15 protein-coding genes and 1 tRNA gene are annotated in these 16,334 nt (G+C 73.9%); 8 read left to right on the top strand and 8 right to left on the bottom strand.

Annotation, left to right across the window (positions count from 1 at the left end; translation table 11 throughout):
* Window positions 1-103: 103 nt before the first annotated feature.
* Window positions 104-1,807 carry an RDD family protein gene (locus K7862_RS16795; RefSeq protein ID WP_222963406.1) on the bottom strand — a complete coding sequence of 568 codons (1,704 nt, stop codon included), beginning with the start codon at window positions 1,805-1,807 and terminating at the stop codon, window positions 104-106.
* A 264-nt stretch (window positions 1,808-2,071) separates the two neighbouring features.
* Between K7862_RS16795 and K7862_RS16800 the strand changes: the two genes are divergently transcribed.
* On the top strand, window positions 2,072-2,554 hold the full coding sequence (locus tag K7862_RS16800) for an SsgA family sporulation/cell division regulator (RefSeq protein WP_222963407.1): 483 nt from the start codon (window positions 2,072-2,074) through the stop codon (window positions 2,552-2,554).
* A gap of 96 nt (window positions 2,555-2,650) precedes the next feature.
* Here K7862_RS16800 and K7862_RS16805 read toward each other — a convergent pair whose 3' ends face one another.
* Together K7862_RS16805 and hppD are read right to left on the bottom strand one after the other, a co-directional pair.
* A complete protein-coding gene (locus K7862_RS16805; RefSeq protein ID WP_222963408.1) occupies window positions 2,651-4,018 on the bottom strand; it encodes an FAD-binding oxidoreductase in 1,368 nt (455 codons plus the stop codon).
* 130 nt (window positions 4,019-4,148) lie between these two features.
* Window positions 4,149-5,261, bottom strand: coding sequence for a 4-hydroxyphenylpyruvate dioxygenase (hppD, locus tag K7862_RS16810; protein ID WP_222963409.1), 1,113 nt, complete (start codon window positions 5,259-5,261; stop codon window positions 4,149-4,151).
* 123 nt (window positions 5,262-5,384) lie between these two features.
* Here hppD and K7862_RS16815 point away from each other — a divergent pair, with 123 nt between their 5' ends.
* The 3 genes from K7862_RS16815 to K7862_RS16825 all read left to right on the top strand — a co-directional run bounded on the left by K7862_RS16815 (window position 5,385) and on the right by K7862_RS16825 (window position 7,942).
* A complete protein-coding gene (locus K7862_RS16815) occupies window positions 5,385-5,855 on the top strand; it encodes an Lrp/AsnC family transcriptional regulator (protein WP_222963410.1) in 471 nt (156 codons plus the stop codon).
* Window positions 5,856-5,955: 100 nt separating this feature from the next.
* Window positions 5,956-6,564 (top strand): helix-turn-helix domain-containing protein, encoded by a 609-nt coding sequence (locus K7862_RS16820; RefSeq protein ID WP_372461580.1) that lies wholly within the window; start codon window positions 5,956-5,958, stop codon window positions 6,562-6,564.
* Window positions 6,565-6,631: 67 nt separating this feature from the next.
* Complete coding sequence (locus K7862_RS16825; protein ID WP_222963412.1) at window positions 6,632-7,942, top strand: MFS transporter; 1,311 nt, start codon at window positions 6,632-6,634, stop codon at window positions 7,940-7,942.
* 6 nt (window positions 7,943-7,948) lie between these two features.
* On the opposite strand, the gene K7862_RS16830 is transcribed toward K7862_RS16825, so the two are convergent.
* From K7862_RS16830 to K7862_RS16850, 4 genes are all read right to left on the bottom strand, one after another.
* A complete protein-coding gene (locus K7862_RS16830; RefSeq protein WP_222963413.1) occupies window positions 7,949-8,737 on the bottom strand; it encodes a S16 family serine protease in 789 nt (262 codons plus the stop codon).
* 59 nt (window positions 8,738-8,796) lie between these two features.
* Window positions 8,797-9,630, bottom strand: coding sequence for an IclR family transcriptional regulator (locus K7862_RS38250; RefSeq protein WP_308012030.1), 834 nt, complete (start codon window positions 9,628-9,630; stop codon window positions 8,797-8,799).
* A 258-nt stretch (window positions 9,631-9,888) separates the two neighbouring features.
* Complete coding sequence (locus tag K7862_RS16845; RefSeq protein WP_222963414.1) at window positions 9,889-11,679, bottom strand: DEAD/DEAH box helicase; 1,791 nt, start codon at window positions 11,677-11,679, stop codon at window positions 9,889-9,891.
* 265 nt (window positions 11,680-11,944) lie between these two features.
* Window positions 11,945-13,360 carry an MFS transporter gene (locus K7862_RS16850; RefSeq protein WP_308012033.1) on the bottom strand — a complete coding sequence of 472 codons (1,416 nt, stop codon included), beginning with the start codon at window positions 13,358-13,360 and terminating at the stop codon, window positions 11,945-11,947.
* A 238-nt stretch (window positions 13,361-13,598) separates the two neighbouring features.
* Between K7862_RS16850 and K7862_RS16855 the strand changes: the two genes are divergently transcribed.
* Together K7862_RS16855 and K7862_RS16860 are read left to right on the top strand one after the other, a co-directional pair.
* A tRNA-Cys gene (locus K7862_RS16855) sits at window positions 13,599-13,673 on the top strand.
* Window positions 13,674-13,902: 229 nt separating this feature from the next.
* Complete coding sequence (locus tag K7862_RS16860; protein ID WP_262413297.1) at window positions 13,903-14,421, top strand: AAA family ATPase; 519 nt, start codon at window positions 13,903-13,905, stop codon at window positions 14,419-14,421.
* Here the strand turns inward: K7862_RS16860 and K7862_RS16865 are convergent.
* The gene (locus K7862_RS16865; RefSeq protein ID WP_222963416.1) at window positions 14,411-14,989 is read right to left on the bottom strand and encodes a GNAT family N-acetyltransferase; all 579 of its coding nucleotides are present in this window, start codon (window positions 14,987-14,989) and stop codon (window positions 14,411-14,413) included. The two genes, K7862_RS16860 and K7862_RS16865, sit on opposite strands and share 11 nt — an antisense overlap.
* An 83-nt stretch (window positions 14,990-15,072) precedes the next feature.
* Between K7862_RS16865 and K7862_RS16870 the strand changes: the two genes are divergently transcribed.
* Together K7862_RS16870 and K7862_RS16875 are read left to right on the top strand one after the other, a co-directional pair.
* Window positions 15,073-15,534: a carboxymuconolactone decarboxylase family protein gene (locus tag K7862_RS16870; protein ID WP_222963417.1), complete on the top strand. Its 462-nt coding sequence runs from the start codon at window positions 15,073-15,075 to the stop codon at window positions 15,532-15,534.
* Window positions 15,531-16,259, top strand: a complete 729-nt coding sequence (locus K7862_RS16875) for an isocitrate lyase/PEP mutase family protein (protein ID WP_222963418.1) — start codon at window positions 15,531-15,533, stop codon at window positions 16,257-16,259. The genes K7862_RS16870 and K7862_RS16875 overlap by 4 nt, the downstream gene beginning before the upstream one ends.
* Window positions 16,260-16,334 lie beyond the last annotated feature (75 nt).

The following is a 16,334-nucleotide window of genomic DNA, read 5'->3' on the forward strand; positions in this document are numbered from 1 at the left end:
TAGTCCGGGGTGCGCGACGGCCGCGGGTCGCCGTCCCCCGGGCCGCCGCGCGCCCGCCGGTGGCCGGCCCGCCCGGCCGCCGCCCCGGCCGGCCTCCGGTGCGTCAGACGCCCGCGACGAACGTCCTGGCCGCCTTGTCCTGCAGGCCCTGCTTCCACGGCCGGTCGAACAGGCACCAGGCGGTGCCGATCACGCCGACCACCGTCAGGTGCAGCAGCGTGCGCGTCAGCCAGCGGCGCAGGCTCGCGCCGAAACCGGGCGGCAGCTGGCCCTCGATGTCCAGCACCTTCAGGCCCACGAGCTTCTTGCCCAGCGTGCGGCCCCACTTGGCGGTCGGCAGCACCTCCAGGAGCAGCCCGGCGACCAGCAGGACGCCCACCACGGCGCCGAGTTCCGCGCCGGTCGTCCCGTCCAGCAGCCACACCTTGACCGTCTCGCCGGTCAGCTTCGCCTGGTCCACCTTGTCCTTGGCGTGGTGGTAGGCGGCCGTCCCCAGCGGAACGGCGGCCGCGCCGGTGATCGCGATGAGCAGAACGGCGTCGATCACCCGGGCGGCGAACCGGCGGACCAGCCCGCCGGGCCGGTCGAGCCGCTGCGCGGCGCCGAACGGGTCGCTCGGCACGGGTCGCCACGGCGGCTGCGCCAGGTCGTGCACCTGGGCGGCCCACGGAGCCGCCGCCTGCGCCCCGCCCGCGGCCTGGGCACTCCCCGCGGGACCGCCCGCCCCCGGGCCGCCCGCGCCCGGCTGCGGGCCGAGTGCGGACCGGTCCTGCGCGGGCGGCTGCGCCTGACGGGGCATCGGCTGCGCGGGCAGCACCTGCGCTGCGGGATGCGGCTGGAGTGCGCCCGGCTGGAGTGCGCTGGGTTGACCCGGCTGAAGCTGCTGCGGCTGCCCCGCGTGCGGTTGACCCGGCTGGAGTTGCTGCTGACCCGGCTGAGGCTGGACGCCGCCGGGCTGGGCGGGCTGGAGCCGGCCGGACTGGGACTGGGCGGGCAGCGGGGCCTGCGGGCTCGCCTGCGCGGCCGGTCCGGCGCCGAGGGCCTCACGAGGCTGGGCGCCCGCCTGGCCCGGGAGTGCCTGCGGCGCCTGGCCCCCGGCGTGAGCCGGTGGCTGGGCGCCCGGCCGCGCCTGCTCGGCGCCCCACGAGATCCGCGGAAGCTGCGGCCCGGGCCGGTCCATCGACGGCCACGCGGGCGCTTCCCCCTGCCCGGCGCGCGGATCGCGCGCCGCACCTCCGGCGTCGGGGAGCCCGGGGCCGCCGCCGTCCTGCCCCTGCCCGTGCCCCGGCTCGACCGCACCCGGCCGGGCGGAACCGGCCTGCCCCGAGCCGACGTGCCCCGGGCCGGCATGCGGGCCGAACCCGCCACCGGACTCCCCCGGACCCGCCTGCTGGGGCAGCCCCGCCGGACCGGTCTCGGCGCGCGGCGCCCGCGGGTCCTCGTCCAGGAACATCGGCCCCGACTCGTCCACGGCCCGGCCGGCCGGCACCACCGCCACTCCCGGCGCACCCGGCACCGCGTGACCGGAGCCCTGCGCGGGCGGGCCGCCGGCCGGGCCGGACGTCTCCGGAACCGATCCCTGCGGGGCCGATCCCTCCGGGACGGGCCACTGCGCGGCCGGTGCGACGCCGCCCGCCGGGTTCTCCGGGGTGGCGTCGACGGGAGCCGGGCGGCTCGTCCCCGGCACCCACGCGGAACCGTTCCAGTAGCGGATGTAGTTCGGAATCGACGGGTCCGGGTAGTACCCCGGAGCCGGGGAAGAGGGCGACGGTGACGAACCGGACGAGCCAGATGGGGGTGCGCTCATGGTTCACGGGTTCCGTATCTGCTCGGCCGGGGCTGTGTGTCCACATCTACCAGACCGGCGGACCCGGTGTGCCCGGCGCGTCACACGGCACCGCCGAGGTTCGTCCTTACCCTCCCGCACGACCCGTCGCCCAAGGTTCGGGAAATTTGAAGCGGATCGCGTCAACCCGCGTAATGGTTGGAGAAGCACGCGCTCTCTTCCAGGTGCAGGGCCCCGTGTGCCGCCTGCCCGGGGCCACCGCGCCGAGGGAAAGGACGTCGACAGATGCAGACCGTGGTGGAACGCGAACTCGAAATGCAGCTCGTGCTGTCACCGGAGCGCAGCATTCCGGTACCGGCCCTGCTCGCCTACCGCGCGGACGATCCCTATGCCGTGCACGTCACCTTCCACGTCGGATCCGACGCCCCGGTGAACTGGACGTTCGCCCGCGAGCTGATCGTGGAGGGGGTGTTCCGGCCGTGCGGGCACGGTGACGTGCGGATCTGGCCGACGAAGGTCAACGGCCGCAGTGTGATCTGCCTGGCGCTCAGTTCCCCGGACGGCGACGCGCTGCTGGAGGCGCCGTCGTCGCCGGTGGCCGCCTGGCTGGAGCGCACGCTGCGGCTCGTTCCCCCCGGCAGCGAGCACGAGCAGCTCGGCATGGACGACGGCCTCAGCCGGCTGCTGGCCCCCGTCGCCGGGGACGAGCTGTGGCTGCGGGACCCCTGGACCACCGGGACGGACGACACCCCCGACGCGAGTGCGTAGCGGGCGCGGCCGGAACGGCCGGCGACGCAATCCCGAGCTGAGGCCGGGGCCGAGGCTGAGACGGGGACTTGGGCTGGGACGGAGACTGAAGCGGGGTCAGAAGAGGGTGCCGGGGTTGAGCAGCCCCAGCGGGTCGAGCACCGCCTTGATGCCGCGCTGCACCTCGACGCCGGTCTCCCCCAGCTCGCGCGCCAGCCACTCCCTCTTGAGCCGGCCGACGCCGTGCTCGCCGGTGATGGTGCCGCCCAGCTCCAGGCCGAGGGCCATGATGGCGTCGAAGGACTCGCGGGCGCGCCGGGTCTGGCCGGCGTCCCGCGGGTCGAAGCACACCACGGGGTGGGTGTTGCCGTCGCCCGCGTGCGCGCACACCCCGATGGTCAGGCCGTACTTCTCGGCGATCGCGACGACCCCGTCCAGCATGTCGCCGAGCCGGGCGCGCGGCACGCACACGTCGTCGATCAGCAGGGAGGGCGCCAGCCGCTCCAGCGCGGGCAGCGACAACCGCCGAGCCTGGAGCAGCAGTTCGGACTCCGCGGCGTCCGCGGCCGGCACCACCTCGGTGGCGCCCGCGGCGGTGCACAGCGCGGCGACGGCGGCCAGGTCGGCGGCGGGGTCGGCGGTGTCGAACGCGGCGAGCAGCAGCGCTTCGGTGGACTCCGGCAGGCCCATCCGCGCCAGGTCGTTGACCGCGCGCACGGTCGTACCGTCCATCAGCTCCAGCAGCGACGGCGCGTGGCCGCGTTCCATGACGGCGCAGACGGCCGCCGCGGCGGCGGTCGTCGAGGGGAACTCGGCGACGAGCGCGAGCTGCGGGGGCGGTGCGGGCCGCAGTGCCACGACCGCCTTCACCACGATGCCCAGGGTCCCCTCGGAGCCCACGAACAGCCGGGTCAGGTCGTAGCCGGCGACGCCCTTGGCGGTGCGCCGTCCGGTGCTCAGCAGGCGCCCGTCGGCGAGGACGACGTCCAGGCCCAGCACGTACTCGGCGGTGACGCCGTACTTCACGCAGCACAGGCCCCCGGCGCCCGTGCCGATGTTGCCGCCGATGGTGCACTCCTCCCAGCTGGAGGGGTCCGGCGGGTAGGTGAGGCCGTGCCCGGCGGCGGCCCGGGTCAGCGCGGCGTTGACGACGCCGGGTTCGACGACCGCGACCCGGTCGACCGGGTCGATCTCCAGGATCCGGTCCATCCGCGCCAGGGACAGCACGATGCAGCCGTCGGTGGCGTTCGCCGCGCCCGACAGGCCGGTCCGCGCGCCCTGCGGCACGACCGGCACGCGCAGCGCGGTCGCGGTCCGCATGACGTGCCGCACCTGCTCGACCGTGCGCGGCAGCACCACCACCGCGGGCGCCCCGGCGTCGGCGAACGCCGCCTGGTCGCGGGCGTACGACGCGGTGACGTCCGGGTCGGTGAGGACGCAGGCGGCGGGCACGCCCTCAAGCAGCCGTTCGATCAGTTCGCGCATGCCTTCACCCTGTCACCGCGGGCCGCCGCGGGGAAGGACGGCCCACCCGGGCCCGGCCCGGGCCCGGAGACGGCTCCGGCCGGAGCCGCCCCCTGAGCGGCCCCAGCCGGATGATCCGTGCGGCTCCCCGTCAGAGGTTGCCGCGGCGCTCCTGCTCGCGCTCGATCGCCTCGAACAGGGCCTTGAAGTTGCCCTTGCCGAAGCCCATGGAGCCGTGCCGCTCGATCATCTCGAAGAAGACCGTGGGCCGGTCCTGGACGGGCTTGGTGAAGATCTGCAGCAGGTAGCCGTCCTCGTCGCGGTCCGCGAGGATCTTCAGCTCGCGCAGGGTGTCCAGCGGCACCCGGGTGTCGCCCACCCACTCGCCGAGCGTGTCGTAGTAGGAGTCGGGGGTGTCGAGGAACTCCACACCCGCGGCCCGCATCGCGCGCACGGAGGCCACGATGTCGTTGGTGGCGAGCGCGATGTGCTGCACGCCCGGGCCGCCGTAGAACTCCAGGTACTCGTCGATCTGCGACTTCTTCTTGCCGACCGCGGGCTCGTTGAGCGGGAACTTCACCTTGCGGCTGCCGTCGGCGACGACCTTCGACATGAGCGCGGAGTACTCGGTGGCGATGTCGTCGCCCACGAACTCCTTCATGTTGGTGAAGCCCATGACCTGGTTGTAGAAGTCCACCCACTCGTTCATCCGGCCGAGTTCGACGTTGCCGACGCAGTGGTCGACGGCCTGGAAGAAGCGGTGCCGCGGAGGCTCGACCAGCGGTCCGGCCGCCGCGTATCCCGGCAGGTACGGGCCGTCGTAGCCGGACCGGTCGACCAGGGTGTGCCGGGTCTGGCCGTAGGTGGCGATGGCGGCGAGCACCACCGTGCCGTTCTCGTCCTTGAGTTCGTACGGCTCCTCCAGCCCGGTGGCGCCGTGCTCGACCGCGTACGCGTAGGCGGCGCGGGCGTCCGGGACCTCGATCGCGAGGTCGATCACGCCGTCCCCGTGCTCGGCGACGTGCTCGGCGACGAACCGGCCGTGGTCGGTGGTGGGCTTGATGACGGAGGTGAAGACGAAGCGGGCGCCGCCCGACTCCAGCACGTAGGAGGCGGTCTCACGGCTGCCGTTCTCCGGCCCGGAGTACGCGACACGGCGCATGCCGAACGCCGTCGAGTAGTAGTGCGCCGCCTGCTTCGCGTTGCCCACCGCGAACACGACGGCGTCCATGCCCTTTACCGGGAATGCATCCTTCTCAGTCATGGGAAGAGCGTCTCCCCGCGGCTCAGAGTGCGCAATAGTTCACGTTTTCGCTGGACACCCTGCCCAGTCGACGCCACGATCGTCGAGACAATCTGTGCAGTATGACCATGGGAGGCGGCGGGGATGGGGATCGACGCGCTGGACGGCAGACTCATCACCCTGCTGGCACAGGAGCCGCGGATAGGGGTGCTGGAGGCCTCCCGCCGGCTCGGCGTGGCCCGCGGCACCGTGCAGGCGCGGCTCGACCGACTGCAGGCCGGCGGCGTGATCCGCGGCTTCGGGCCGCAGGTCGACCCGGCCGCCCTGGGCTACCCGGTGACCGCGTTCGCCACGCTGGAGATCCGCCAGGGCCAGGGTTCCGACGTCCGCGCGCACCTGGCGACGGTCCCGGAGGTGCTCGAACTGCACACCACCACCGGCGAGGGCGACATGCTGTGCCGCCTGGTGGCGCGGTCCAACGCGGACCTCCAGCGCGTCATCGACCGGGTCGTCGGCTTCGAGGGCATCGTGCGGGCGTCCACCGCGATCGTCATGGAGAACCCGGTGCCGCTGCGGATCATCCCGCTGGTGGAGCAGGCCGCCCGCGACGAGTAGTCCCCCCGCGCCCAGGGCCGACGTCCACTCGGGCAAGATGCAAAGGTTTTTTGCAAAAGAGACATTGCAAAGGCTCTTTGCATCCTTCTACGCTGAGACCGTGCCCGAGACACCCGAGACACCCGCCCGCCCGAAGGACGACGACACCCCGCCGCTGAGCCCGCGCTCGCTGCGCGGCCTGGCCCATCCGCTGCGCATGCGGCTGCTGGCGATGCTGCGCGAGGACGGCCCCGCCACCGCGTCCGGACTCGCCGCCCGGCTGGGCGAGTCCAGCGGCGCCACCAGCTACCACCTGCGCCAACTCGCCTCGTACGGCTTCGTCGAGGACGACCCGGACCGCGGCACCGGCCGCGAGCGCTGGTGGAGGGCCGTGCACCGCGGCAGCCGCGTCGAGAGCTTCGAGGAGTTCGAGCGGCACCCGGACCCCGAGGTCCGCGGCGCGCTCACGACCTTCCTGCACCACCACGCCGCCAGCCACGCCGAGCAGCTCAGCACCTGGCTCGGCACCATGGACGACTGGCCCGACGAGTGGCGCAGCACCTGGGACATCAGCGACTTCTCGGTCCGCCTGACGCCCCGACTCGCCCGGGAACTCGGCGAGAAGGTCCACGCGCTGATCGACAGCTACCGCGGCCGGGTGCCCGAGCAGACCGAGGACAGCGCGCGCGTGCGCATCCACTTCCACGCGTTCCCGCGCCGCACCGACTGACGACCGACGGCCGCGGCACATCGACGCCGCGGCAGGCCCACGCACATCGCACACCTGGGGGGACACCATGCACAGGACCGGAACCGACCGGCGGCCGCTCGGGCTGCTGCTCGCCGCGAACGTCGTCTCGATCGCCGGGAGCATGCTCACCGTCGTCGCCATACCGTGGTTCGTCCTGGAGACCACGGGCAGCGCCGCGCGGGCCGGACTGACCGCCTTCGCCGGGACGCTGCCGGTCGTGCTGGCCGCGCTGCTGGGCGGCCCGCTGATCGACCGGCTGGGCCTGGCGGTCAGCAGCGTCGCCTCGGACGCGGTGTGCGCGCTCGCGGTCGCGGCCGTGCCGCTGCTGCACATGACCGGGCACCTGTCGTACGGCGGCCTGCTCGCCCTCGTCGCGGTCTCCGGGCTGTTCCACGCACCGGGCGAGACCGCCCGCGAGGTGCTGATGCCCCGGCTCGCCGAACGCGCGGGCACCACCATCGCCCGGGCGTCCAGCGCCTACGAGAGCGCGTCGCGCGGCGCCCGGATGCTCGGCGGCCCGCTGGCCGGTCTGCTGATCGCCGCCATGGGCGCGGCCGACGTGCTGCTGCTGGACGCGGCCACCTTCGCCGTCTCCGCGGTCCTGATCGGCTCCGGCGTGCGGGACGGCGTGCGGCCGCCCGCCGAGGAGAGCCCGGCCGCCGGGGACGGCACGGCCGCCGCCGGTGAACCGGGCACCTTCGGCCGGTACCGGGCCCAACTGCGCGAGGGCTACGCCTTCCTGTTCCGGGCCCGGCTGCTGTTCGCGGTGGTGGCGATGGTGATGGTGACCAACGCCCTGGACCAGGCGTGGTCGGCGGTCCTGCTGCCGGTCGACGCCCGGGAGCACCTGGGCGGTTCGGTGAGCGTCGGCGTGGTCTCCGGGACCTTCGCCGCGGCCGCGCTCGCCGGCTCCCTGCTGTACGGCGCCTTCGGCCACCGGCTGCCCCAACGGGCGCTGTTCATCGGCGCGTTCATCGTGTGCGGCTTCCCGCGCACCGCCGTCGGCGCGTTCGTGCCCGGACTCGCCCCGCTGGTGGTCACCTGCGCGGTGTGCGGGCTCGCCGCGGGGGTGCTGAATCCGATCATCGGCACCGAGATGGTCCGGCTGTGCCCGGAGCGCCTGCGCAGCCGCGTGTTCGGCGCGGTCACCTCGGGCGTCCTGGTCGCGGTGCCGCTCGGCGCGCTCGTCGGCGGCCTCATCGTCCAGTACGCGGGCCTGACCGCCGGCATGGCGACGGTCAGCGCGGTCTACCTGCTCACCACGCTCAGCCCGCTGGTCGTGCCGGCCTTCCGCGCCTGGGAGAGCGCTCCGGTCCCGGCGCCGCCCGCCCCCGTGCGGGAGCCTGCGGCCGGCTGAGGCGGCTCAGCAGGACGGGGTGGCGCTGTGGGCCCGCAGCGCCGAGAGCGCGGACAGCGCGCCGTCGAGCGTGGTGACCGGGACCAGCTTCAGCCCCTTCGGCAGGTCGGCCTTGGCGTCGGCGCACTCGTCGCGCGGGACCAGGAAGACGGTGGCGCCGTCGCGGCGGGCCGCCTGCTCCTTCAGCGGCACCCCGCCGACCGCGCCGACCTTCCCGGCGGCGTCGATCGTGCCGGTGCCGGCGATGTTCTGGCCGCCGGTGAGATCACCGCCGTGCCCGTCGCCGTCGACCTTGTCGATGATGCCGAGCGTGAACAGCAGTCCGGCGCTCGGGCCGCCGACGTCCTCGAGCCGCAGCGTGACGTGAACCTGCGACGGCGACAGGCCCATCTGCTTGAGCGCCGCCGAGGTCGCGGCGGCCTCCGACTGCGCGAAGTCCTTCAGGTTGGCCTTGTTGATCTCCTCGACCGTGCCGCCGGACGGATAGACGGCGTCCCTCGGCATGACGGCCTGGCTGTTCTTGAACCAGGCCGACCACACGTCGCTGAAGTGCACGGACGCGTTCGGGGCGGTGGCCTGGACGGTCACCAGCCGCAGCTGCCCGCTGGTGGTGCGCACCGGGACGCCCTTGACCGTGATGATCGGCGTGCCGTTGTCGCTGCCCAGCACGTTCGCGGTCAGACCCGGCTCGACGATCGAGACCGGCAGCGGCGCGAACGCGGCCACGGCCAGCAGGGCGGCCACGACCGCGGCACACACGGAGAGCACCACGGACCGGCGGGAGAGGTTCGGCATGGGAGCGACCCTAATTCACCGGGCGCCCCGCCCTCACCCCGAGCCCGCCCCGGCGCCCGTCAGCGCAGGGCGTCCGCCACTTCGAGGGCGGCCTCCACGACCCGCGCCCCGACCCTCTCGGGCACCGAGTCCGCGAGCATCACCACGCCGACGCTGCCCTCGACGCCGGGCACGCCCAGCAGCGGGGCGGCGGCACCGCTCGCCCCGGCCTCCAGCTCGCCGGAGGTGATCACATAGCGCAGGGTGTTCACCGTCACGCCGGTGCCCAGCACCGGGTCGGCGCCGTCCGCGGAGTGCGACGCGTCGGCCAGGTGCCGCCGGTCCACCACCGCGGCCTCCAGGATCCGCACGGCCGGCACGGGGCCGCCGTCCGGCTCGCCGGGCCCGGCCGTGAGCCCGGAGAGGTCCTCGAACGGCTCCCAGCTCCCGCCGTCGGCGGCCGGCTGCATGCCGCGGCCCGCCAGGATCGCCCGGCCCGCCGCCCCGCGGTCCAGCGGGTGCCGGAACCCGGTGCGGTACGCCACGTGGTAGTCGGTCCACGTCGGCTCGACGACCGCGACGGCCAGCGCCTCGGTGCCGTCGACCAGGGTCAGGTGCGCGGTCGCGCCGATGTCCTCGGCCAGTGAGCGCAGCGCGGGCAGCGCCGCCTCCCGCAGCAGCGGGTGCACCTGGTGGGCCAGCCCCAGGACCCCGAGCCCGACCCGCGCCCGGCCGCCGACGTCACGGCGGACCAGCGAATGCTGCTCCAGCGTGGCCAGCAGCCGGTACACCACGGTGCGGTTGACGCCGAGTTTGGCGGCCAGCTCGGTCACGGTCAGGCCGTGGTCGGTGTCGGCGAGCAGTTTCAGGACCCGCAGGCCCCGGTCGAGCGTTTGAGACGTCTCCGCGGTCACGACGCCCCCTCCTCGTGAAATCGGCGGCGCATCTCACGAATGAGCGCCCTGCCGGTCCCGCGGCAGTGCGCGCGGAGAGGCCGCCGGTCGGTGTCGGCATACCGGCTGCGCTCCGCGGCTGCACTGCCACGGCGCGTGCGTGACCGGCACCGTAGCGACCGAGTACCGCTCAGCGGAAGAGGTCGTCCACAATCCGGGCGCTGCTTTGACCCGAGTTTGAGGAACGCGGCGGGGGCGTTCTCGGCAATACGGCAGAGATCACCGCATACGGGTGGCCCACTCCCGGACCTTCTTGATGCGCTCCTCGAGCTGCCCCGCGGTGGCCTCCGCGCTCGGCGGGCCGCCGCACACCCGGCGCAGTTCGTTGTGGATCACGCCGTGCGGTTTGCCGCTTTGGTGGTTGTACGCGGCCACCAGGGTGTTGAGCTCCTTGCGCAACTCCAGCAGCTGGCGGTGGGTGACCACCGGACGCCGCTCGGCGGGCAGTTCGAGCAGATCGGCCTCTTCGTCCGGCTTCTTCCTGCTGTGGGCGATCTGCCGGGCCTGCCGCTTCTGCAGGAGTATGCGCACCTGGTCGGGCTCCAGCAGCCCGGGGATGCCGAGGTAGTCCTGCTCCTCCTCGCTGCCCGGGTGCGCCTGCATGCCGAACTCGGCGCCGTCGTAGAGCGCCCGGTCGAAGACGGCGTCGGACTCCAGCGCCTCGAACGGCAGCATGTCGTCGTCGGTGACCTCGTCCTCGGCCCGCTCCGCGTCCGCGAGGAGCTCGTCCTCCTCGGCGAACAGGTCGTCCTCGCCCTGCTTCTTCGGCCGGTCGAGCACGTGGTCGCGCTCGACCTCCATCTGCGCGGCGAACTCCAGCAGCATCGGGATCGTCGGGACGAACACCGACGCGGTCTCGCCACGGCGCCGCGACCGCACGAAGCGGCCGACGGCCTGCGCGAAGAACAGCGGCGTCGAGATCGTCGTGGCGTACACCCCGACGGCCAGCCGCGGCACGTCCACGCCCTCGGAGACCATCCGGACCGCGACCATCCAGCGGTCCTCGCTCTGGCTGAACTGCTCGATGCGCTTGGACGCGCCGACGTCGTCGGAGAGCACCAACGTGGCCTTGTGGCCGGTCAGTTCCTTGATCAGCTTGGCGTAGGCGCGGGCCGAGTCCTGGTCGGTGGCGATCACCAGGGCGCCGGCGTCCGGGATGCCCTTGCGGACCTCGGTGAGGCGCTGGTCGGCGGCCCGCAGCACGTTGGGGATCCAGTCGCCGGTGGGGGCCAGCGCGGTCCGCCACGCCTGGCCGATCGCGTCCTTCGTCATCGGCTCGCCCAGCCGCGCGGACAGCTCGTCACCGGCCTTGGTGCGCCAGCGCATCGTGCCGCTGTAGCTGAGGAAGATCACCGGCCGCACCACGCCGTCGGCGAGCGCGTTGCCGTATCCGTACGTGTAGTCGGCGGCTGACCGGCGGATGCCGTCGTTGCCCTCCTCGTACGTCACGAACGGGATCGGGTTGGTGTCCGAGCGGAACGGGGTGCCGGTCAGCGCGAGGCGGCGGGTCGCCGGGTCGAACGCCTCCAGGCACGCCTCGCCCCACGACTTGCTGTCGCCCGCGTGGTGGATCTCGTCCAGGATCACCAGGGTCTTGCGCTGCTCGCAGCGGTTGCGGTGCAGCATGGGGCGTACGCCGACGCCCGCGTACGTCACGGCCACCCCGTGGTACTCCCGGCTCACCGGGCCGGCGCTGTACTCCGGGTCGAGCCGGATCCCTATCCGCGCCGCCGCCTCCGCCCACTGCGTCTTCAGGTGCTCGGTGGGCGCGACGACGGTGATCTGCTGCACCAGGTGGTTGTGCAGCAGGTACGAGGCGAGGGTCAGCGCGAAGGTGGTCTTGCCGGCGCCCGGCGTGGCCACCGCCAGGAAGTCCCGCGGTTGCCGGGCCACGTACGCGTCGATGGCCCCCTGCTGCCAGGCCCGCAGCTTGTTCGCCGTTCCCCAGGGTGCGCGGCCGGGGAAGGCGGGTGAGAGGTGGTGGGACGAGTGCGAGGCGGTGGTAGTCACGGTCTCCGTCGGGGTCGGCATCATCGGGCTGGCGCCCGCCTGTACGGAAGGGAGGGCTGGCGCCCGCCCGGTACGAAAACCGCCTCAGCCTATCCGGCGGTGGGGTGCGGGCGCGGTACGACGCAGGCCCCTTGCCGGGGTTGCGACCCACATCACAGCTCGGCCCCTCCCTCTCCCCCCGGCCGGTGCACGTCCTGCCCCTTGCGGTGCCTTGCCGACTCTCCGCAAAGGGCAGGACGGACCGGCCCCCGCCAACCCAGCGGAGCTACCCGCGGGGGTGGAGGCGGGGGGCGACGAGCGCGCCGAGGAGAGCGAGCGCGGCCGCCGGCAGGAACACCGCCGCGAACGCCGCAGGATGCCCATGGGAAGCCCCCGCGGCAGCGGAAACCGCGGAGGGCGCCACCGACCCTCCGCCCAGCGCCGTGAACACCGTCCCCGCCGCCGCGACCAGCAGCACGTTCGCCAGGGAGTCACTCACCTGCAGGGCCGCCGAGTTCGCCCCCGCGTCGCTCGGGGGCGAGACCTTGAGCAGGAGGACGCTCAGGGACGAGATGACCAGTCCCATGCCGAGCCCGCCCACGCACCAGGCCACCGCGACGACCGCCGGCGGCACCGCGTGGTCCAGCGCCAGCGGCACCGCCGCGATCGCCGCGGCCGACATGACCATGCCGGCCTGGACCAGCCGCCCGCGCAGGGGTTCGAGACGGGGCCGGGCCTGGACGTAGGAGCCGAGCGCCCAGGTGAGGCCGCCGCCGGCCAGGGACAGGCCGGCCAGGGTGGCCGACAGCCCGCGCTGGGTGACGAGCATCAGCGGGATGAAGCTCTCGGCCGCCAGGAAGGTGCCGGCCGCGATGCCGCGCATGAGGATCACGGTGGGCAGCCCGCGAACCGCGCGGAAGGTTCCGGCGGGCAGCAGCCGCAGGGCCGCCGGGACGAGCAGCACCGCGCCGACCACCGCGGGCACCACGGAGACGGGCCGCAGGTCCTGCCCCGCGTACTGCAGCAGGACGGCCCCGACCGCGAGGGCGACCGCGAGCCAGATGCGGCGGCCGTCCATGCGCTGGGCGCCGGTGTCGGCGGGGGCGTGGGCGGTACGGCGCAGCGCGGGCAGCATGACGGCCAGCGGGAGCACCACGAGGACCGGGATGGCCAGGAACACCCAGCGCCAGCCGAGCTGTTCGGTGACCGTGCCGGACACCAGGGGCCCGACGATGGACGGCACGACCCACGACGCGGCGAACGCGGCCATCACCGAGGGCCGCAGGCGTTCGGGATAGGCGCGGCCCACGACGACGTACAGGGCGACGATCACCAGGCCGCCGCCCAGGCCCTGCACGGCGCGGCCGAGGACGAACAGGCTCATCGAGTGGGCGGTGCCGCTGATGACCAGGCCGGCGGCGAACCCGGCGATGCCGCCGGCCAGCGGGGGCAGCGGGCCGCTGCGGTCGCACCACTGGCCGCTGACCACCATGGCGAGCAGCGAGGTGGTGAAGTAGCCGGAGAACGCGAAGGCGTAGAGGCCGAGGCCGTGGAGGTCGCGTGCGGCGATGGGCATGGCGGTGCCGACCGCGGTCGCCTCGAAGGCGATCATGAGCACGACGGACACGATGCCCAGGGTCAGGGCGCGGTACTCGCGTCCGAGGACGCCGCCCTCGTCCGCGGCCTCCCGCGCGCCGCGTATCTCCTGGTCACTCTGCTCGCCCTGGTTGGCCGGTACAACTGTCACCTGCCCAGGGTAAGGGGCAATCCCCCCTTTCACCCCTGCCGGACGACTGGTGCGTCTGCGACTTTGGTCCTCGGTCCCGGGACCCGGTTCATGAACGCCCGTGAACGCCGTGTGGCAGTCGCATGGCACCCCGCCCGAACCCGTTGACCACCCCACCCACCGCCCGCCATCGTCGAAGCACGCACCAGCACACGGCCGTGTGCCCGAGTGGTTGAGGGACTCGCCTGCAAAGCGAGTGACGCCGGTTCGATTCCGGTCACGGCCTCCAGCTCCCGGCCGGCCGCCCGCTCGCGGCCGGCCGCATCCCCCGCCACCCCGAGCGGCCCGCCGCATCCCTGCCCCCCCCCCCCGTGTTGACACCCTGTCTTGCAGGGACATGACCCCGTGGCGTGGAACGGTTGAGACCGGCCCGCCGGGCTGCAATGCTCGTCCGTCGGACGGGGGCGTCCACCGGAAGGGGGCGAGCTGTGGGTGACGTGGTGCTGGAACGCGCCGTCATGGTCATCACCGGGGTCATGGCCTCGGGCAAGTCGACGGTCGCGCAGTTGCTGGCGGAGCGGCTGCCGCGCGCGGTGCACGTCCGCGGCGACGTGTTCCGCCGGATGCTGGTGTCCGGCCGTCGCGAGCCGGTGCCGCGGCACGGCGACGAGGCCGTCGAGCAGTTGCGCCCGCGCTACCGCGTGTCGGCGTCCACCGCCGACCTGTACGCGGCCGCGGGCTGGACCGCCGTCGTCCAGGACGTCGTGCTCGGCGAGCACCTCGAGCCGTACCTGGCGGCCATCGCCACCCGCCCGCTCTACCTCGTGGTGCTGGCCCCCTCGCGCGACGCCGTCGCCGAGCGGGAGGCCGCCCGGGCGAAGACCGGCTACGGCTCCTGGACGGTCGGCGGCCTCGACCAGGTCCTGCGCGAGCAGACCCCGCACATCGGCCTGTGGCTGGACAGCAGCGCGCAGACCCCGGACGAGACGGTGGACGCCATCCTGGACCGGCTCGACGAGGCCCGCCTCAAGGACTGAGCCGGGCCGGCGCGGCCCCGCCCGCGGGCACCTCGCCCTCCTCCGGCTCCCACTCGTCGTGCAGCATCCCCAGGACCACCTGGTCGAGTTCGCGCCCGTACACCCATGCCGCGCGCCGCAGCGTCCCCTCCCGGCGGAAGCCGGCCCTCTCGGCGGCGGTGAGCATCGCGTCGTTGTCGGCGAGCGTCTCGACCTGGAGACGGCGCAGTCCGCGGATCACGAACCCGTACGTGCACAGCACCCGCACCAGATCACTGCCGAGGCCGCGTCCGCGGAAGGCCGGACGCAGCGACAGGCCGAGATGGGCCGACCGCTGGAACAGGTCGATGTCCCACAGCAGCCCCTCACCGGCCAGTTCCCCGGTGGCGAGTTCGACCACCGAGAACATCGCCAGGTCGTCGGTGGGTTCCAGCAGCTTCCGCCCGGAGTGCTCGGGCAGGGACGCCGGGCGCCACGCGCGGCCGTCGGCGCGGGCGAACGTGAGCACGTCGTTGTACAACTCCTCGTGGAGAACGGCCAGATCGCTCTCCTGACGGGCCCTCAGCCCGACCTTGCTGCCTCGGATCATCGGGCCTTCCTATCAGATTGGCCCAGGAATCCGCTGGACGACTGGTCCAGGTCCGCGGCCCGGCCGGGCCTTAGGTTCAGGGCATGACGAACGCAACCGAGACCGGGCGCATCGACTACGCCCGGCACGCGCCGGACATGTTCAGGAGCATGCTGGCGTTCAGCCAGGCCGCCGCGCAGGGCCTGGACCCCGTGATCGCCGAACTGGTGAAGATCCCGGCCTCGCAGATCAACCGCTGCGCGTTCTGCCTGGACATGCACACCGCGGACGCCCGCAAGGCCGGTGAGAGCGACCGACGGATCTTCCTGCTCGACGCCTGGCAGGAGGTGCGGGACCTCTACACCCCCAAGGAGCGGGCGGCGCTGGCGCTGACCGAGGCGATCACCCTGCTCACCGACGGCTTCGTGCCGGACGAGGTGTACGAGCGGGCCGCCGAGCACTTCGACGACGCCGAACTGGCGCGCCTGGTCGGGGCGATCGTCGCGATCAACGCGTGGAACCGCTTCGGCGTCACCTTCCGCAGGCAGCCGGGCGGTGCCGAGTGAGCGCGCCGGCACAGGCGTTGCGGAGCCTGCACCACGGCCGGGCGGCGGGCGACCCGCTCGTCCTGCCCGGGCCGTGGGACGCGGCCAGCGCCCGCGTCTTCGCCGACGCGGGCTTCGCGGCGCTGGCGACGCCCAGCGCGGGCGTGGCCGCCTCCCTGGGGTACGCGGACGGCCAAGGGATGCCGCCCGCCGAGATGTTCGCGGCGATCGCGCGGATCACCCGCGCGGTGGACGTGCCGGTGACCTCGGACGTGGAGGCCGGATACGGCCTGCCTGCCGGTGAGTTGGTGGAGCGGCTGCTGGAGGCCGGCGCGGCGGGCTGCAACCTGGAGGACTCCGATCCGGCGAGCAGGGCCCTCAAGGACCCGCGGCGGCAGGCGGACTGGCTCGCCGAGGTGCGGGCGGCGGCCGGCGACGCGCTGGTGATCAACGCGCGGATCGACACGTTCCTGCGCGGTGACCGGACGACCGCGGCGGCCGTCGAGCGCGGCCGGCTGTACGCCGAGGCCGGCGCGGACTGCGTGTACCCGATCATGGCGCCGCCCGCCCAACTCGCCGATCTGGCCGAGCAGATCGGTCTGCCGCTGAACGCCCTGTGCAAGGCGGGCGGACCCGCGCCCGCGGAGCTCGGCGTGTTCGGCGCCACCCGGGTCACGTTCGGCGGCGGCCTGCACGCCCAGACCATGTCCGGGCTCGCGGACCTGGCGGCCTCGATGCGCCCGTGAACACCCCGCCCGGGCCGTGACGGCTCCGTCCCGTCCGGTCCGCGGTCCTGCCCTCCCGGCAGCGGTTCCTGCGTC

The organism is Actinacidiphila acidipaludis, assembly GCF_019890725.1.
Classification (GTDB): domain Bacteria; phylum Actinomycetota; class Actinomycetes; order Streptomycetales; family Streptomycetaceae; genus Actinacidiphila; species Actinacidiphila acidipaludis.

What these genes read in the sequence shown, in the direction of transcription:
- K7862_RS16795 (WP_222963406.1), bottom strand. Translation starts at nt 1,807, where the DNA reads ATGAGCGCACCCCCATCTGGCTCGTCCGGTTCGTCACCGTCGCCCTCT.
- K7862_RS16860 (WP_262413297.1), top strand. Translation starts at nt 13,903, where the DNA reads ATGGTCATCACCGGGGTCATGGCCTCGGGCAAGTCGACGGTCGCGCAG.
- K7862_RS16815 (WP_222963410.1), top strand. Translation starts at nt 5,385, where the DNA reads ATGGGGATCGACGCGCTGGACGGCAGACTCATCACCCTGCTGGCACAG.
- K7862_RS16830 (WP_222963413.1), bottom strand. Translation starts at nt 8,737, where the DNA reads ATGCCGAACCTCTCCCGCCGGTCCGTGGTGCTCTCCGTGTGTGCCGCG.
- K7862_RS16825 (WP_222963412.1), top strand. Translation starts at nt 6,632, where the DNA reads ATGCACAGGACCGGAACCGACCGGCGGCCGCTCGGGCTGCTGCTCGCC.
- K7862_RS16870 (WP_222963417.1), top strand. Translation starts at nt 15,073, where the DNA reads ATGACGAACGCAACCGAGACCGGGCGCATCGACTACGCCCGGCACGCG.
- hppD (WP_222963409.1), bottom strand. Translation starts at nt 5,261, where the DNA reads ATGACTGAGAAGGATGCATTCCCGGTAAAGGGCATGGACGCCGTCGTG.
- K7862_RS16865 (WP_222963416.1), bottom strand. Translation starts at nt 14,989, where the DNA reads ATGATCCGAGGCAGCAAGGTCGGGCTGAGGGCCCGTCAGGAGAGCGAT.
- K7862_RS16805 (WP_222963408.1), bottom strand. Translation starts at nt 4,018, where the DNA reads ATGCGCGAACTGATCGAACGGCTGCTTGAGGGCGTGCCCGCCGCCTGC.
- K7862_RS16800 (WP_222963407.1), top strand. Translation starts at nt 2,072, where the DNA reads ATGCAGACCGTGGTGGAACGCGAACTCGAAATGCAGCTCGTGCTGTCA.